Source organism: Clostridium sp. LS3, from assembly GCF_055330225.1.
The window spans coordinates 2,936,234-2,953,596 of sequence record NZ_CM143921.1; the positions used below are offsets into that span (position 1 = coordinate 2,936,234).

Genomic DNA, 17,363 nt, shown 5'->3' on the forward strand with positions numbered 1-17,363 from the left:
GTCATATGAAAATAAATAATAGACCAAAGATTCGAAGCATATTTGGTCTATTATTTATTTGATTATGCCTTAATTACTTAATATCTTCATGTTTTACATATAATAGACTTACTGCAATTGTTATTATAAATGTTACAATTGATGAAATTATTCCAATTATGATATCTGATTTTGGTGCAAATTGGGCTATTGCTCTTCCACCAACAATAAAAGGGCATACGTATGCAACTATAGTTGAAATAGGCAATTTTAAATCTGATACAAAAATCAATAATATAAATAAAATTGGTGAAACAACTGTGCACAAACTATTCCTTGTTACTATGGCAATCATGGCAACTATAGATATTGTTGCTACATTATATATTATTCCAATAACAATTATTCTAATTAAAAATAATATAGTATTATAATTTAAAGCTTCACAAAATCCATAATTAACTGAAGTATATATAACTAAAATTGTTGTGTAAATTAATTGTAGGAATAAAGAAGATATTATAAATACTATTAGCTTACTTAATATAACTTCACTTCTCTTATATCCATAAATAAAACTTTTACTCATATTATTTTTTAAGTCTTTAGCAATAAATTCTCCTGCAAATAAAGCAAATATAAAACTTGTAAATAAAATGTATTGAAATGCATAGTCTATTGAATACATTCCATTTACAAGTTCAATATGTGTACCTCTTAATCTTTCCGCATCTAAATCAAAACCTCTTATCAAAAAAAATGAAGCTCCTAATGCCAAAAATATCATTCCAATAAAAGACTTACTTTTTCTTAATTTATAAAATTCCCCTCTAATTAAATTACTCATTATCTTCTCCTCCAACTAACTTAGTAAAATAATCTTCTAGGGATTCACCCATTTTCATTATTTCTTTAACTCCTATGTTATGCTTAGCTAAAGCCAAAGTAATCTTTTCTCCATCAAATTCATCATATATTCTTATAATATTATCTGGGAAAACTTCATAATCTTTTATTCCAAGTTCATTTTCTAGAATAATTGAAACATCTGAAGAATCGTTTATTTTGAGGTGAAGATACATTCTACATTTATTAGAAAGTTCACTTGCAGTTATTTCTTCAATTAATTTTCCATCATTTATAAAACCATACCTATTTGAAATTTGAGTAAGTTCAGATAATATATGGCTTGATATTAAAATGGTAGTTCCTCTTTCTTTATTTAATTTAAGTAAAAGTTCTCTTATTTCTTTTATTCCAATTGGATCTAATCCATTTATAGGTTCATCTAAAATCAAAAGTTCTGGATCACTTAATAAAGCCATAGCAATTCCTAATCTTTGTTTCATTCCTAATGAGAAATTTTTAGTTTTCTTCTTCCCTACATCCTTAAGTCCTACTAAATTTAATGCCTCATCAATACACTTAGTTCCTGGAATCCCCCTTTGAATTCTGATAAGTTCAAGATTTTCTTTTGCATTCATATTAAGATATATCTCTGGTGATTCTATTAATGTCCCAATTCTTCTTCTTTCTTTTATGACCTCTCTCTCTTCAATACCTCCAAATAGCTCAACTTGCCCCTCATTAGGTATAACAAGTCCTGTAACTACCCTAATCATAGTTGTTTTACCAGCACCATTTTTCCCTACAAACCCATATATGTCACCTTTTTTAATATTAATAGATAAATTATCTAACACCTTTCGCTTTTTATATATTTTTGTGATGTTACTAGTTCTGATTACATATTCATTCATTTCAGACTTTACCTCCTCTTATAAATCATGCTTTTATAATAAAGAATATTTTATAAGAAAACTTTGCTAAAACCTTTCAAAAGTATTAAATCTTTTTAATAGGTATTTTTATACTAAATTTCAATTAACTATTTCCTTAATCTATACCCCATTGCCCAAACTGTTTCTATGTAATCTTCACCTCTACTATTAGCTTTAAATAGCTTATTTCTTAATCTACTTACATGTACATTTACGGTATTATCATCACCTAAAAATTCTTCTCCCCATATGCTTTCAAAAATATTAGCTTTACTGTACACCTTATTAGGATTAGTTAACAATAACTCTAATACTGAAAATTCTCTTGCTGTTAATGTAACTATGACTTGTCCAACTTTTACTTCCTTACTTTCTGTATTTAAAGTAATATCTTTATAACTCAAAATTTTACTTCTATTTTCCTCATCTGTAGAAAATTCTAAATATCTTCTCAAATTAGAATTAACTCGTGCAACCACTTCATCTGGATCAAAAGGCTTACAAATAAAATCATCAGCTCCCTTTTCTAATAATTCTAGCTTAGTCTTTTTAGATGTTTTTGCACTCACAATAATGATTGGAGCTTTTGTGATTTTTCTTATTTTTAATATGGCTTCCTCTCCACTAAGGCCTGGAATCATCAAATCTAGTAAAATCATATCCCACTTTTCATTTTCTACACACATTAAAGCTTCTGTGCCTGAAAAAGCCGCTCTAGATTTATATCCCTTATTCTCAAAAATACTACAAAGTAATTTATTAATATCATTGTCATCTTCAACCACTAAAATCCTAGCTCTTTTATCCATAACTTTTCCCCTTCTAAATCTATATAAAGTCATTTTTTATTTTGTAATTTCTATATGAATATTTTACCATAACTCATTTTACATTATTAGTAAAATATAAATATCCTAAGTTAAGTAGAGAATAAAGACAAAAAAGCCTTCTTAAATAATTAAGCCCTTTATTGGTGTAGCTACCTTAATTAAGTAAAAATACCGCATAAAATAAAATATATCGGCTTCGGTATAGCCTCCACCAATTTATTCTGTTTCTTCTTTAAATCAAATATCCAAAGATTATTCATTTTAATAACCACCTTCGCTTTTTTATAGTCTCGAATAATCGAGCAGTACTTTACTTTGAAAAATATTTTTAACAATACAAGATAACATATCATTCTTTCACTGAGAATTATATTCTTTTCTTTTTTAGTTTATATTTAGAACTTGTGTATATTTTGTGTGTATTGATATTTAATTCTACTACAGGAATAAGACAACTATTAATAGGTCTTAATTTTTCCTTTAAAAGAATGCAATATATACCCAACAAAGTAGATGCTGAACTACAAGGTATATTAAAAAATGGTTGATTTGTTGTCCTTGCTGGGTTTTAATGGTTGAGGCGAATCGCAGTAATAAAACCCACGAATTAATTTAGAAGACCTGAATCATAATTTTATTTTTAGTTTATTCTTATCCGCTTCATTTAATTTTTTTAAAAATTTACCCAATTTTATATTTTTTATTGACTTATAAATTTTCATAGTATATACTCTATATTAAATTAAAAATGAACGTCAAATATTATTAATTAAAAAATAGAACTGGAGGGTAATTATGAATACTTTAATAAACAAACAAGCACGATTTAGTTTTTATAGCCAATTTATATAGGGTTTGTACCAAGTTATAAATTTGATTAATTTCAACATGGATACAAGCCCCTTATGACTTAGAAATAATTTGGGATTGTATCTGTGTTGGCTATATTGTTTATAATGTTATTCATTATTACCATTTATAAAGTCACACGGATTGTACTGTGTGGCTTTTTTATATTCAAAAATTAACCACACGGAATATGCTGTGTGGACTTTTTATACCCAAAATTAACCACACAGATTATACTGTGTGGTTTTTTTATACAAAATAATTTTTAAAGGAGTATTTTTTATGACAGGAATTGTATCTGTAGTAACACAAAGTTTAATTTTATCGATTATGGCATTAGGTATTTATATCAGCTATAAAATCTTAGATTTTCCAGACTTATCTGTTGATGGAGGCTTCTCACTAGGTGGTGCTGTTATTGCTTTCTCTTTAACTAATGGAATCTCTCCAACAATGGGAACTTTATTAGCTCTTATATGTGGTTTAGTTTCTGGTCTGGTTACTGGTATTTTACACATTAAACTTAAAGTTTCTAACTTACTTTCAGGAATTTTAGTTATGGGTATGCTTTACTCTATTAATCTAGGAATAATGGGAAAATCAAACCTTCCATTATTTAATTTCAATCACTTATTTAATACTCGTATTTCTCCATTAATATTAGTTATAACTGCTGCATTATCTTGTAAATTTATTTTAGATTTGTTCTTAACTACTGGACTTGGATATACCTTAAAAGCTGTCGGTGATAATCCTCAAATGGTTAAATCATTAGGAATTGATATTGATATTATAAAAATATTAGGATTAATGTTATCTAATGCTATGGTTTCTTTATCTGGTAGCTTATATGCTCAATTCCAAGGATTCTCTGATGTTAATATGGGCATTGGTACTTTGGTACTTGGAATAGCATCAATTATAATTGGTACATCTATATTTAAGAGACTTACATTTATTAAGGCCACTACATCTGTATTATTAGGAACTTTAATCTACCAATTTACAATCTATTTTGCGATAAATTTAGGTGTAGTATCTCCTAATAACTTAAAATTAATGACTTCTATAGTAATAATTTCATTCTTAAGTATTGGTAATCTAAATATTTTTGACAATAAAAATACTGGCCATAAAAATTTAAAGAAAAGAGGTGTTTTAGATGCTACAAATTAAAAATATTTCAAAAACATTCCCTAATCCATATGGAGATCCTAATATAATCTTCAATGATCTCTCACTAACTATAAATAAAGGGGAATTTGTTAGTATCATTGGAAGTAATGGCACAGGTAAATCTACCTTACTTAATATAATCTCAGGATTTATAAAAGAAAGCCAAGGAGATATTTTATTAGATGGTAATAACTTAACAAAGCTAGCTGAGCATAAAAAAACTCAGCTAATAAGTAGAGTATTCCAAGATCCAAGTTTAGGCACTTGTCCTTCTATGACAGTTAGAGAAAATTTATCCTTAGCTTTAAACAAAGGGAGTTTACTAAATCTAAAAAAATGTCTTCGTCACAAAACTGAAGTTATCGAAGATTTATTAGAAGATATATCACTTGATCTAAAAAAATATTTAGATGTTCAAGTAAAATATTTATCTGGCGGTCAAAGGCAAGCACTTTCTCTAATTATGTCTAGTATTACAAACCCAAAAGTTTTATTACTAGATGAACATACTGCTGCTTTAGATCCTAAGACTTCAAATGAAATTATAGATTTGACTAATAAAATTGTTAGAGAAAAAAATATAACTACACTGATGGTAACTCATAATCTAAAACATGCTATCAACTATGGTGATAGGCTTATAATGCTTCATAAAGGTAAAATAATTTTAGATATAAGCGGTGATGAAAAATTAAATATCACTATAGAAGAAATACTAGATAAATTTGAATATGCAGTTTAAAATATAAAACTTAATTTATATCTTAATTAATGTTAAATAAATTTGTGTATAGATTTAACAATATATATGAATATGTGAACACATATAAAAATAAAATTTAGGAGGATTATATATATGATAATAAAAAATAAGTTAATAAATTTAATTTTAATAGTCTCAGTTGGAGTCTCTTTACTTACAGGTTGTTCAAAGAATAATAATGACAAATCATCTAATTCAAATAAGGATATCAAAACCATAGGAATTACTCAGCTAGTAGAGCATCCATCTTTAGATAAAGCAAGATATGGGTTCATAAAAGCACTAGAAGATAACGGATATAAAGATGGAGAAAATATAAAAATTGATTACCAAAATGCTCAAAATGATATGCCTACAAATCAAACAATTGCAAATAAGTTTGTATCTGATAAAAAAGATTTAATATATTCTATATCAACGCCATCAGCTCAAGCAGCTTATAACGCAACTAAAGATATACCTATTCTAATGACCGCTGTTACTGATCCAGTCGCTGCTGGTTTAGTAAAATCTCTAGATATGCCTGGAGGAAATATATCTGGTACATCAGATTATATATCTATAGATAAAAATCTAGAATTGATTAAAACACTTATCCCAAATGCTAAGACTATAGGTGTTTTATATAATACTAGTGAAGTAAATTCAAAAGTACAGGTTGATATGCTAAAGGAGTATGCGTCTAAAAATAATTATAAAATTATAGAAAAGGGTGTTTCCTCTGCAAATGAAATTAATCAAGCCATGTCTAGTTTAATATCTAATATAGATGTTTTATATGTTCCAACAGATAACTTAATTGTTTCTTCTATGCCGATAGTTTCTAGAATCGCTACTGATAATAAAATTCCAGTAATCGCCTCAGAAGATGGTTCTGTCAAATCTGGTGCACTTGCATGTCAAGGTATAGACTACGAAAAATTAGGCTATAAAACTGGAGAACTTGCTGTTAAAGTTTTAAATGGTGAGCAAGTATCTAATATTCCTGTAACCATGTTAGATGAAACTCAAATAATAGTTAATGAAGATACTTTAAAATCTCTTTCTATAGAAAAAATTAATGATAAAAACATAGTATATGTTAAAACTGACAAAAATTAATTAAGGATCATAGTGTAAAAAACAAAAATATATATTATCATAAAATAAAAAATCCACGACAGAAATGTCGTGGATTTATTAGTGAAGGCGAAGCATGACCTTTAAAATTCACTACAAAGAGGGAAAGTACTAATATGTAATTTCATTCAAACTATCATTTATATCTAATGTCCATATATATGGATAGCCTTCAGGAAATAAAACCTTAAATACTGCCTCCGTATCATCGTTAAAATATTGTATCCTATCTTTAAAACACTCAATAGATTTATAACCTGTATAAACTGAAGTAAGCACATTTATAGGAATTTTAACTTCTAATCCTATTCCATTAGTTATTTTAATTACTCCATCATCTATTTCTAACGTGGCACTTTCTAGTTCCGTCACTATTGTATATTTGGCAGTCAATTTATAAAATTTTGATTCCTTCAATCTCTCTTCCAATAAACTTGAAATACTCATCAAGGCTTCATCTAAATTTAGAATCTTATACATCTCTCCCCATGTGCCATCAAATATTTCATTATTACATCTAATTGCTCCACCATGTTTATAGATATACTTAGCAAAACTATTATTTAATGGTGCTCTTACTCCTAGATGATTACAATTTTTACTTATTAAAATTTGATAAAGCTTAAAACATATGCTTTCTGAAGCCAACTCATTTTTCATAGCAGCTTCTTTAATAATTAGCTGCTTCTCTTCCTCTTTAATCCATGCATAGCCCATTAATTCATCTTCTTCTAGCACAATATACCAGTAGGAATTTTTATCTAGACATTTTTCTTCTATCATATATCGTAAGTATTCTACACTCCTTACTTCTGAACCAAAATTGAAAGCTGTTTCTTGTTCAAATATTTCTAACATTTTCTTCAATAAATCATTACTAAATCCACTAACCATTTCTACATCATATTGATTTATACTATTTTTTAATGCTTCAGGGTTAATAGTTACGTAATTATAAAAATAAGCAGGTACTGCATATTCAAACCTATACTGTTGATAAAAATTAGGAATACCTATCAATCTACATAAAAATATTTTCTCTTCTTTCATCTTCTTAAAAGAATACTCCATCAACTTACTGCAATAACCCTTATGTCTATATTCTAGATGAGTTCCTACTAAATCGAATTCTCCAACCTTTACAATATTATTCCCTATCTTTTGCACTTTTTTAGTTAATACTAAAGAAGAAATAATCTCATTATTTTCTTCTATATAAAAACAATCTTCTTCTATTTTGCTAAATGGATTTCTAAATAGTAATTTATCTATTTCTTCTTCAATTCTGCCACCTTTAAAAACTAATTTATTAAACTTAATATATCTTTCTTTATCTTCCTGTTTTAAAAATTTGATTTCCATTTCTTATTACTCCTCTCTAATTACAAGTTAGAAACGATTAGAGTATATTAATTGTAATTACTATTTAATAAATTCATATAAACAAAAAAGTTGCAGGCAAACTAATTCACCTACAACTTAACTACTTACAAATAATTATATATTTAGCTTGTAATTAAATGGACTTGGTAAAAATAGTTATACTAATTAATATACCTAAAAATTTCTACTCTAACAGACTTATTTCTAAGTCTTCATAGTTATAAAATTTCTTAATTAGTTTTAACTACCTTTGTATTAAGCCCACCTTTCACAATTAATTTCAAAAATTATTACTGTTATATTATATCAAATTTTTATAAAAAATAAGCATCTAATATTATTTTATATAAAAATTTTTTACTAACATATAAATTAAAATTTATTTAATTTGGTCACAAATTGGAATTTGTTAAACTCTAACTTATTCTCATCTATTATATAATAAATTAAGTTACTCTTCATCTATTTTTACTCTTAACATTTTATTCTTAACTTTTACTGCATATTTTAATTCATATGCTGGTACACCATTATTAATTGATTCTGCAATTTCATCCATTTCCTTTTTTATTTTTTCTTCATCAGCATACCAACCAAGTACAATTGATTTTTCTCCCCAAAACGCTCCGCTATTAACACCAATCAACCAATATTTTGGTTCATCGCTTTTTGCTTTATACATTACATGTGATGCTAAAACTTTATAGCAATTAACAATTGCTTTTCCATCATATGATTTAATAGTAATTTTCCCAGTTGGTATAATTATATTATTGGATAACTTTTGGTTGTTTTCAGTGGATTTTATCTCACCTAACATCAAATAATCTAAAGATATATTAAGCTCTTTAGATAACACAAGCAATTTTTCCATCTCTGGATAGCCACTTCCCTGTTCCCATTTAGAAACTGCTTGACGGCTTACTCCAATTATTTCTGCTAACTCTTCCTGTGAAATATTCCTTTCTTTCCTAATTGATTTTAAATTATCTGCAAAACCCATGATTTTCTACCTCTCTTCTTTGTTATTATGTGTAAATTATAATAAGTTTTACACTAAAATAACACCAACCTACAATTGCAAATCCGCAACTTGAATTTGCAATATTCATAAAATGTATGAAAAAATCCTTTTTCATTTAATTTTTATCAAAATTATTACATTACATACTATAGATAGTTTTGAGGTTATCTCTACGATAAATCCCTATTTGTCTTACACTTAAAGATTATTTTTCCCATTTAATTATAGCATATTTTGTAAATATAATATTATTTATGATACGGTATTTTCAATTTCAAAAACAGCCTTAGGCAATATATATCAATGCCTAAGGCTAAAAATAGCACTTATTTATAATACGATTTTCCCCTATTAATCCTAAAAATATTTTTCCATTTCTATTTTTTATACATTCATTTTTATGATATTATAAATTCTTATAAATTTTATTATATTTATTATTAATAACAAGCTTTTTATTAGAAATTTTTAAAAGTTATGGTTTTCTGCATATTTAAATAGTAGATAGATATTTTTTATCTACTGAAACTCTTGATAAACTTAGTAAAATCAAGGATTTTGAAGGGGCTAACGTTTCATTAGGTCCTTGAAAAACAGAAAAAATACCAATGATATATTCTACTGTCTTTTAGGCATAAAAACAGTTATTCTTGTACCTATCTCTTTCCTACTTAAAACTGGTGTTAGTATAAAAGAATAGATATACTTTTTATACTAACATCAGTATCATAGTAAATTAACATATTGATTAAAAATTAAAGGGAGTCGCCTTTCGCGACCCCCTTTAATTTTACTCTATGGATTTTAAAGCATCTACCATATTTACTTTTTTTAATTTTATGTGCATCATTATCATAACCAATATTGCAAAAATCATTGTAATTAAGCCAGAGATTACATAACTGCTCATGTCTACAGTTGGTATCATCATCATATTATCCATTTCTGCTGTGCTTACTAAAAATACATATAATATCTTACCCATAAATGAGCCTAAAAGTATTCCTAGTATTGTTAGTATTATGTTTTCTCTAAATATATACATTGCAACTTCATTATCATAAAAACCTAGCACCTTTATTGTAGATATCTCTCTTATACGTTCAGATACATTTATATTTATTAAGTTGTATAGCACAACAAATGCTAAACTTCCTGAAGCCACTATTATTACTATCATAACTAATCCTAAGTCAGCAGATTCACTTAAACTTCTTATCTTTGAAGCAAGAGTAACATTTATTACCTTATCATTGTCCATAAGAGTAGAGGATATTTTGTTATCATCTTCTCTGTCCGAATTTAAATTAAGTAATTGTGCATTATATATTGGCTCACTATTAAATATCTCTTTATAATATGATGGTGATAAATATATATAATGTCCAGCATAATTTTCTACTATATTATCTACCTTGACTTTATGAGAATTATTATCTGAATCTGTTACAATTATCTCATCACCTACAGATGCATCTAAAATTTTCGCAAGTTTTTCATTTATAATTACACCATTATCAGATAGTTTGTATTCAGTACCGCTTTTTCTATCATTTAGTAATATATATTTACTTAACTCATTTGTATTTTCTGGTACATACATAGTAGCAGTTTGCTTGCTTATACCTTCTTTACTAAAAGTAACTGACTCTTGATGAATATTTAAGCTACTTTCATATCCCTTTAAGTTATTTAAAGACTCATTGTATTCTTCATCTGCTTTTTCAGTACTATTATCATCAAATACCACCATAGCATCATACTTTAATAATTTGTCAAATTGAATATCCATAACTGAAGAATTAGATTTTTCAAGAGCCATCCCTGCAACAAGCATAGCCATACATCCTGATATACCAAGGATTGTCATTAACATCCTTTGCTTATATCTAAAAAGATTTCTAAATGTAACTTTTTGATTAAAGTTTAATCTTTCCCATAAAGGAGTAATTCTTTCTAATAATATCTTCTTACCAAGCTTTGGAGCCTTTGCTCTCATTAAATTAGAAGGGTTTTCTCTTAATTCTCCTTTTAATACAATTAAGGCTGCTCCTACTGTACAAAGTATTGAAGCTAATAAAGATTGAATTATATAGGATGAATAATAGTGTATCTTTACATCTGGTAAAGTAAATGCAAATGCATAAGCTTGATTAATTATATATGGAAGAATACTACTTCCAACTAATATACCAATTACACATCCTACAATACTAGCTAATGCTGCATAAACTACAAATTTGCTAGCTATTTCTAAATCTCTATATCCTAAAGCTTTTAGTGTTCCTATTTCTACTCTATTTTCTTCTACCATTCTCGTCATTGTAGTTAAGCATATAAGTGCTGCAACTAGGAAGAAAAATACAGGAAATACTGATGCTATTTTATCTAAACTATCAATTGAACCTTTGTAAGTTGAGTAACCAGGATTATCCTCCCTATCAAAGAAATAATATTTACTATCATCTAAATCATTTAATTTCTCTTTTTCTTTATCTATCTCTTTTCGTCCATCTATTAGTTTTTCTCTATTTTCCTTGATTTCTTTTTCTCCATCAAGAAGTTTTTGCTCTGAATCATCAAGTTCTTTCTTAGCCTTATCAAGTTCTAACTGACCTTGTTTTTTACCTTCTTCAAGATCTGCTTTCCCTTTTATAACCTCTTCTTTTCCTTTATCTAATTCCTTTTGAGCTTCTTCAAGTTTTATCTTTCCTTCATTAAAGCTGTGAACTTGCTCTTCATAAGCAGTCGTACCTTGTTGATATTGGGTTATTCCAACTACTAAAGTTTCTAATTTAGACTTATTTTCACTTAAAGTTTTACTAGCACCTTCTATACCATTTGAGATATTAAGTGCTAAATAAATATTTATTGGATCTTTTTCTAAACTATTTACTAAATCACTTAAACCATTTAATCCTAAACTAGGGTTAGATATAATCCCCTTCAAATATTGAATTTTTTCATTTGGAATTTTGTCTCCTTCTTTAAGGTTGTTTGCTGTTTCTTTTATATCATTGGAAAGTGTATTGTATGTTGTAATTAACATATTTAAACTATCTATTTGATTTTCATATTCTTTTGTACTTTGATTAGGATCAATTCCTTGATTTAAGAATTCTTGCTTTGCATTATCAAGTTCAACTTTAGCTGCCTGAAGCTGTTTTTCACCATCTAAAAATTGCTCTTTTTGCTTATCTAGTTCCTTTTGTCCATTATCTAATTGCTTTTCACCTTCAATTAGTTTTAATTCTCCATCTTTAATTTCTTGCTGATACTTATTAGCAAATTCTTCATATTGATTTTTACCATCAAGAAGCTGAATCTTACCATCATCTATTTCTTTTTGTGCTTCTTCAAGCTTTCTTTCACCATCTTCTATTTCTTTATAAGCTTTATCAAACTCTTTTTGTGCATCTAATTTTATTTCTTCAATTCTTTCTATAGCTCTATTTGAATATAAGTCTTCAAGATACTTATTATTTTCTTCCATTCTTTCTTTATATTCATCGCTATATGAGCCAAGACCCTCTACATTTTTAAATCGCACATATATCTCAGTATAGACATCCATTGATATGTCACTACTATTTAATATTGCAAAGTAGTCTACACTTCCTTTTCCAACAGTAGTCGTTCCTCTAGATATATTTTCTATATACATAGGACTTTGTACAAATCCAACAATCTTAAAAGTTTTCTTAGTAAAATACTTATCTAAATCTATATCAGATTCTATGGTATAATCATCACCTATTTTTAAGTTTTCATTTTCCTTTAAAGCATTTTCATCTAAAGCTATCTCTCCACTATTTTCAGGTAACCTACCTTCTGTAACAATAAGCTTATTTATATTAGTAGAATCATTTGGATTATACTCCATAAAATTAACAACATTATTTGTATTAGTTAAATTTACATCTACACTATGTGCTCCATAGTAATCTAAGATTTTATCGTTATTTTCAAGTAACTTTAAATCATTGTCATTAAGGCCTATAGTAGAGACTATCTTGCTATCCATTAAATTTTGTTCATTAAAAAATTGATTTATAGACTCTTTTAAATCTGGTCCACTTGATTTGATTCCAGAGTAAAAGGCAACTCCTAAAAATATTATGGCTAATATAGAAATAAACCTTGCTTTTGAAGATAATATTTCTCTTGTTATTGATTTTTTATATGCTCTATTTTTCATCTTTTATCCTCTACCACTCTATAGAATCAACTAAAACAGGATTTTCATTTACTTCTATACTTTTAACCTTTGCATCCTTGAGTTTTATAACTCTATCTGCAATTGGTGCAAGTGCTGAATTATGTGTTATAACAATTACTGTTGTCCCTGTATTTTTACATGTATCTTGTAATGTCTTTAAAATCTGTTTTCCTGTTTTATAGTCAAGAGCACCTGTTGGCTCATCACATAAAAGCAATTTAGGATTTTTAGCAATAGCTCTTGCTATAGCTACTCTTTGCTGTTCTCCTCCTGATAATTGAGATGGAAAATTACCTTTTCTATGAGCAAGTCCAACTAATTCAAGAGTTTTATCAACATCTAAAGCATTTTTTGAAATTTGAGTAGCTAGTTCCACATTTTCTTTTGCAGTTAAATTTTGAACTAAATTATAAAACTGAAATACAAATCCTACATCATATCTTCTGTAACTTGTAAGTTGTTTATTATTAAATTTAGATATATCAACATCATCAATAATTATCTTTCCTTCATCACAAGTCTCCATCCCGCCAAGTATATTTAACACAGTTGTTTTACCAGCTCCACTTGGACCTAAAATAATAACGAATTCTCCCTTTTCTATTGAAAAATCAATACCATTATTTGCTACAACAATGTTTTCTCCAACCTTGTATCTTTTATATTCATCTCTTATTTCTATATATGACATCTCGTTCTCCTTTATCTGTATCTACTTTAAGGCATCTTAAAAAATAATTTTCAGATGCCTTAAATACTCAATGTTATTAAATAGACACCTTGTTTGGTTAATGCTATAATACTAAGTATAAATAATACATAAGCTAGTTACAATAAGCACATATTTTTATAATGTTATTAAATATACATTTGAGTTATTTTTGTTTATTTAATAACATATAATTAAAATTTTTTAATTACTTAAAAAGGATGAGTTAAATGGCAGGAGTTAAAGGAAATAGAAGAACTTTATATACTAAAAAAATAATAAAAGAAAGTTTAATTGATTTGCTTAAGCATAAGAAAATTCACGAAGTTACTGTTACTGATATCTGCAAAAAATCAGATATCAATAGAGGAACTTTTTACACCCATTATAAAGATGCCTATGATTTGCTTAATTCCATAGAAGATGAACTCTTTAATCAAATCTCAGAATATATTGAGGAGACCCCCGCTGAAGATTATAAAGATGTTTTATTACTTAAAGCCCTTGAATTAATTGAGGAAAATAAAGAGTTATGCAAAATATTATTCAGCAAACAAATGGAAAATAACATCATGGATCGTATTATTTACGTAGCAAGTAGAGCTGAAATTGATAAGCTAGTTAGTAGTTCAAAGGTTGATGCTGTATTTTTAGATTATTTTATAAAATATTCTGTAGGAGGAGTTGTTTCAGTTGTTCAAACTTGGCTAGAAAATGATTTAAATGAATCTCCTAAGGAAATAGTTAGAATTATAAATCATATTATTGCTTTTCATCCTTAAAATTTTACAAGAAGGTCACTTCGTGACCTTTAATCTTCCAGGAACCCATATGCACCATTCTTACGTCAATGTAGTAGCAAGGCAAGATATGATAATGCTACAAGGATTTGCTCTGAGCTTTATATTATTGCACAAAAAAGAACCTATATAAATATCACTTTAATCATAAGTTTATATTTATAGGTTCCGTTTTATTCTTATAAGGTATATTTTTTAATTGTCTTTGATATAATTTCTGCTTTATTATAAATACTATATATGCCTTTTATTTATTTAGAAATTAGGTCAAAGTTATATCAATTTTATTTCTTTTTAATAGCTACACGCCATATCTCTGGTCCTTGTTCAAGATATTCCCCCTCAAATTGTTCAGTTATAATTCTAAATTATTTATGCCTATTTTACCGCATTTTCAGAAGGAATATTAAAAATTTATTAATTTTCTCACCGCCTGCTGGGGAACCTTTTGAAGGCGTTAGCGACTGAGATTGCCACTCCTAAACCGCTTTAGAAAATCCTACAATTCCAAATGAACCTGGTCCTCCATGAGTAGTAATTACACATCCGGTCTGCATCCATCTAATATTTTCAAAGCCTATTTCCTTTACTTTATCTTCAGCTGCTCTACGAACTGTATCAGACAATCCTATTGACCACAATAGCCACACTTCTTTTTTATCCAAATTTTTCGTATCGCTATATTCTTCTATTAGCTTTGTGACTATCCTTTCCATTTTTCCACGATACTTTTTCTTAGCTACTAAATATCCATTTTCAATTTCAATTGATGGATGTATATTAAGTATTTTTCCACCTATAAAGACTGCATTACTCACACGCCCTCCAGCTCTAAGATACTCTAATTTATTAGGAATAAAACACATTTGGCAAATATCACATAGTCTGCTTACTTCTTTTATCAATTCTTTCATAGTAACATTAGGGTTTGCTTTTAAATATCTTGCTGTTTGAATTACAATTGCCCCCTGACCAATAGATACCTGCTTAGTATCAATACTCGTAACATATTCTCTATCCTCTGCTGCTATCAAAGCACTCTGATAGGAGCAAGTTGTTACTGACGAATATGCTAAATGCAATATCTGTTTATCCGGATATAATCTGTGAATTTCATCAAATACTCTTATAAAATCCTCTGGTGAGCTTCCACTTGTCTTTGGTATTTTATTTGTATTGTTGTAATACTGACAAATTTTTTCAACTGGAAAAGTTCCATCATCAAAAGTTTCATTCCCCATAGTAACATGCATTGGGACAAGGAAAATTCCCATTTGTTCTGTAATATCTTTCGGAATATCTGACCCAGTTTCCGCCACTAATATAATATTACTCATTTTTAATTACCCCTTCTATTATCTAATTATTTTATATTGTTAAAGCTATTTTATTTAATTAATGAAATGAAGTTTACTTCGTTTTCCATCTAATTATTCATATTATAAGTTTGCAATTGGTTTGCTATATAATCATCTAATACATTAATCATAGTATAGCTCTTCTTATTTGTAAATAATTTACTAAATAACCATAATTATATTATAAAATTGTTTTAATAATGTTATAGTTTTATTTTAAAAGTTTCATATTATACATATTTTATTATTCATTAATTCTTCTTTTAATTTCTTCTTGAACTTATTCCCACATCTCCTTTGTAGTTTTCATTCTTTAAGATTGTCACTCACATTTTTACTTTCTTCCTGTGCAAAAGAAGAAAGGACGATAAGCATTAACTCACCGTCCTCTGATAAGGTATTTATAAATTCCTCAAATCCTTCGATATCAGCTTATTTGCGTACTATCTTCACAACTGTCTCCACATGCGTTTTTATAGAAAGGTGATACTAATACTCATAATTAAATGAGTTTATTTCCAACTTATATCTGCTTCTTTTCTTGGAGCAGTTCTAGAATATTTCACATCAGGATATCCAATTACCATGCATGTTACAATCTTTTTACCTTCCTTTACTCCAAGAAAATTCATAATCTTTTTGTTATCTTGTGCAGCTCTTACTAAAAATCCGCTAAATACTGTTCCGAGACCTAAAGCATTTGTCATAAGCTCCATATTTGAAGAAGCTAATGCACCATTTACCTCTGAATTAGCTGTAACTATTATTACTACCGGTGCATTAAAGAACATCCTATCATTTTTATTAGGATTTGCATTATATTCTTCATACATTTTTATCCACATCTCTGCATATTTTTTAAGTTTTATAGTCTGTGGAGTCAGATTGGCTAGTACATCTTCTCCCAATTTCTTTGAACTTTCTATTGCTAAAGCTTTTAGTTCTTGTATTCCTTCTCTTACTACTATATAAGACACCTCTTGTAGGTTGCCACCAGTTTGAGTATACCTACCAGCTTCTATAATTTTAGAAATCTTCTCTTCTTCTACTTCCTTATCTTTAAATTGTCTTATAGTTCTTCTGAATTTAATGAAATTTAGCAGGTTATCAGCATCAACTAAAAACTCATCTTTACTATACTGTTTCACATCTTCCATGTTGTATTCATCTGTTGATATTGCTTCTTTAGGACATATAGCTATACAATGCCCACATTTAATACAAGTTTCATTATTAATCTTGGCTTTACCATCAACTATTTCAATGTCTCTTGGAAAGCAATCCTTAACACATAGTCCACAGCCAATACACTTTTCAGTATTTACATTCATCATAATATACTCTACTCCTTATAGGTTCTATTTAATATACTT

General features: G+C 27.7%; 13 protein-coding genes. 4 read left to right on the plus strand and 9 right to left on the minus strand.

All coding sequences use genetic code 11. From position 1 onward, the window contains the following. Window positions 1-73: 73 nt before the first annotated feature. From ACZJV1_RS13760 to ACZJV1_RS13770, 3 genes are all read right to left on the minus strand, one after another. Entirely contained in the window at window positions 74-826 is a 753-nt protein-coding gene (locus ACZJV1_RS13760; protein ID WP_460287043.1) for an ABC transporter permease, read from the minus strand. After that, window positions 819-1,739 (minus strand): ATP-binding cassette domain-containing protein, encoded by a 921-nt coding sequence (locus tag ACZJV1_RS13765; protein WP_460287041.1) that lies wholly within the window; start codon window positions 1,737-1,739, stop codon window positions 819-821. The genes ACZJV1_RS13760 and ACZJV1_RS13765 overlap by 8 nt, the downstream gene beginning before the upstream one ends. A gap of 128 nt (window positions 1,740-1,867) precedes the next feature. Continuing rightward, entirely contained in the window at window positions 1,868-2,569 is a 702-nt protein-coding gene (locus ACZJV1_RS13770) for a response regulator transcription factor (protein WP_460287039.1), read from the minus strand. Between the two features lie 1,152 nt (window positions 2,570-3,721). On the opposite strand from ACZJV1_RS13770, the gene ACZJV1_RS13775 reads away from it, so the two are divergent. From ACZJV1_RS13775 to ACZJV1_RS13785, 3 genes are all read left to right on the plus strand, one after another. After that, the gene (locus ACZJV1_RS13775; RefSeq protein ID WP_460287038.1) at window positions 3,722-4,615 is read left to right on the plus strand and encodes an ABC transporter permease; all 894 of its coding nucleotides are present in this window, start codon (window positions 3,722-3,724) and stop codon (window positions 4,613-4,615) included. Beyond that, entirely contained in the window at window positions 4,602-5,357 is a 756-nt protein-coding gene (locus tag ACZJV1_RS13780; protein WP_460287037.1) for an ABC transporter ATP-binding protein, read from the plus strand. Before ACZJV1_RS13775 ends, ACZJV1_RS13780 begins: the two co-directional genes overlap by 14 nt. Window positions 5,358-5,471: 114 nt before the next feature. Beyond that, window positions 5,472-6,479 (plus strand): ABC transporter substrate-binding protein, encoded by a 1,008-nt coding sequence (locus ACZJV1_RS13785; protein ID WP_460287036.1) that lies wholly within the window; start codon window positions 5,472-5,474, stop codon window positions 6,477-6,479. 129 nt (window positions 6,480-6,608) lie between these two features. Here ACZJV1_RS13785 and ACZJV1_RS13790 read toward each other — a convergent pair whose 3' ends face one another. The 4 genes from ACZJV1_RS13790 to ACZJV1_RS13805 all read right to left on the minus strand — a co-directional run bounded on the left by ACZJV1_RS13790 (window position 6,609) and on the right by ACZJV1_RS13805 (window position 13,814). After that, a complete protein-coding gene (locus ACZJV1_RS13790; protein ID WP_463650499.1) occupies window positions 6,609-7,859 on the minus strand; it encodes a GNAT family N-acetyltransferase in 1,251 nt (416 codons plus the stop codon). Between the two features lie 472 nt (window positions 7,860-8,331). Next, complete coding sequence (locus ACZJV1_RS13795; protein WP_322389812.1) at window positions 8,332-8,883, minus strand: helix-turn-helix domain-containing protein; 552 nt, start codon at window positions 8,881-8,883, stop codon at window positions 8,332-8,334. An 811-nt stretch (window positions 8,884-9,694) separates the two neighbouring features. After that, complete coding sequence (locus ACZJV1_RS13800) at window positions 9,695-13,102, minus strand: FtsX-like permease family protein (protein ID WP_463650500.1); 3,408 nt, start codon at window positions 13,100-13,102, stop codon at window positions 9,695-9,697. A 10-nt stretch (window positions 13,103-13,112) separates the two neighbouring features. Further along, entirely contained in the window at window positions 13,113-13,814 is a 702-nt protein-coding gene (locus ACZJV1_RS13805) for an ABC transporter ATP-binding protein (protein WP_463650501.1), read from the minus strand. Window positions 13,815-14,062: 248 nt separating this feature from the next. Here ACZJV1_RS13805 and ACZJV1_RS13810 point away from each other — a divergent pair, with 248 nt between their 5' ends. Next, window positions 14,063-14,614 (plus strand): TetR/AcrR family transcriptional regulator, encoded by a 552-nt coding sequence (locus ACZJV1_RS13810; protein WP_463650502.1) that lies wholly within the window; start codon window positions 14,063-14,065, stop codon window positions 14,612-14,614. 497 nt (window positions 14,615-15,111) lie between these two features. Here the strand turns inward: ACZJV1_RS13810 and ACZJV1_RS13815 are convergent, their stop codons facing one another. Together ACZJV1_RS13815 and ACZJV1_RS13820 are read right to left on the minus strand one after the other, a co-directional pair. Next, window positions 15,112-15,969, minus strand: a complete 858-nt coding sequence (locus tag ACZJV1_RS13815) for a DegV family protein (RefSeq protein ID WP_411168467.1) — start codon at window positions 15,967-15,969, stop codon at window positions 15,112-15,114. Between the two features lie 533 nt (window positions 15,970-16,502). Continuing rightward, complete coding sequence (locus ACZJV1_RS13820) at window positions 16,503-17,324, minus strand: nitroreductase family protein (protein WP_460287032.1); 822 nt, start codon at window positions 17,322-17,324, stop codon at window positions 16,503-16,505. Between the last annotated feature and the right edge of the window lie 39 nt (window positions 17,325-17,363).

Bases quoted from the DNA above. Each gene is read 5' to 3' on its own strand.
- ACZJV1_RS13760 (WP_460287043.1), bottom strand. From the start codon at position 826: ATGAGTAATTTAATTAGAGGGGAATTTTATAAATTAAGAAAAAGTAAG.
- ACZJV1_RS13805 (WP_463650501.1), bottom strand. From the start codon at position 13,814: ATGTCATATATAGAAATAAGAGATGAATATAAAAGATACAAGGTTGGA.
- ACZJV1_RS13815 (WP_411168467.1), bottom strand. From the start codon at position 15,969: ATGAGTAATATTATATTAGTGGCGGAAACTGGGTCAGATATTCCGAAA.
- ACZJV1_RS13765 (WP_460287041.1), bottom strand. From the start codon at position 1,739: ATGAATGAATATGTAATCAGAACTAGTAACATCACAAAAATATATAAA.
- ACZJV1_RS13785 (WP_460287036.1), top strand. From the start codon at position 5,472: ATGATAATAAAAAATAAGTTAATAAATTTAATTTTAATAGTCTCAGTT.
- ACZJV1_RS13795 (WP_322389812.1), bottom strand. From the start codon at position 8,883: ATGGGTTTTGCAGATAATTTAAAATCAATTAGGAAAGAAAGGAATATT.
- ACZJV1_RS13820 (WP_460287032.1), bottom strand. From the start codon at position 17,324: ATGATGAATGTAAATACTGAAAAGTGTATTGGCTGTGGACTATGTGTT.
- ACZJV1_RS13770 (WP_460287039.1), bottom strand. From the start codon at position 2,569: ATGGATAAAAGAGCTAGGATTTTAGTGGTTGAAGATGACAATGATATT.
- ACZJV1_RS13775 (WP_460287038.1), top strand. From the start codon at position 3,722: ATGACAGGAATTGTATCTGTAGTAACACAAAGTTTAATTTTATCGATT.
- ACZJV1_RS13790 (WP_463650499.1), bottom strand. From the start codon at position 7,859: ATGGAAATCAAATTTTTAAAACAGGAAGATAAAGAAAGATATATTAAG.
- ACZJV1_RS13810 (WP_463650502.1), top strand. From the start codon at position 14,063: ATGGCAGGAGTTAAAGGAAATAGAAGAACTTTATATACTAAAAAAATA.
- ACZJV1_RS13800 (WP_463650500.1), bottom strand. From the start codon at position 13,102: ATGAAAAATAGAGCATATAAAAAATCAATAACAAGAGAAATATTATCT.
- ACZJV1_RS13780 (WP_460287037.1), top strand. From the start codon at position 4,602: ATGCTACAAATTAAAAATATTTCAAAAACATTCCCTAATCCATATGGA.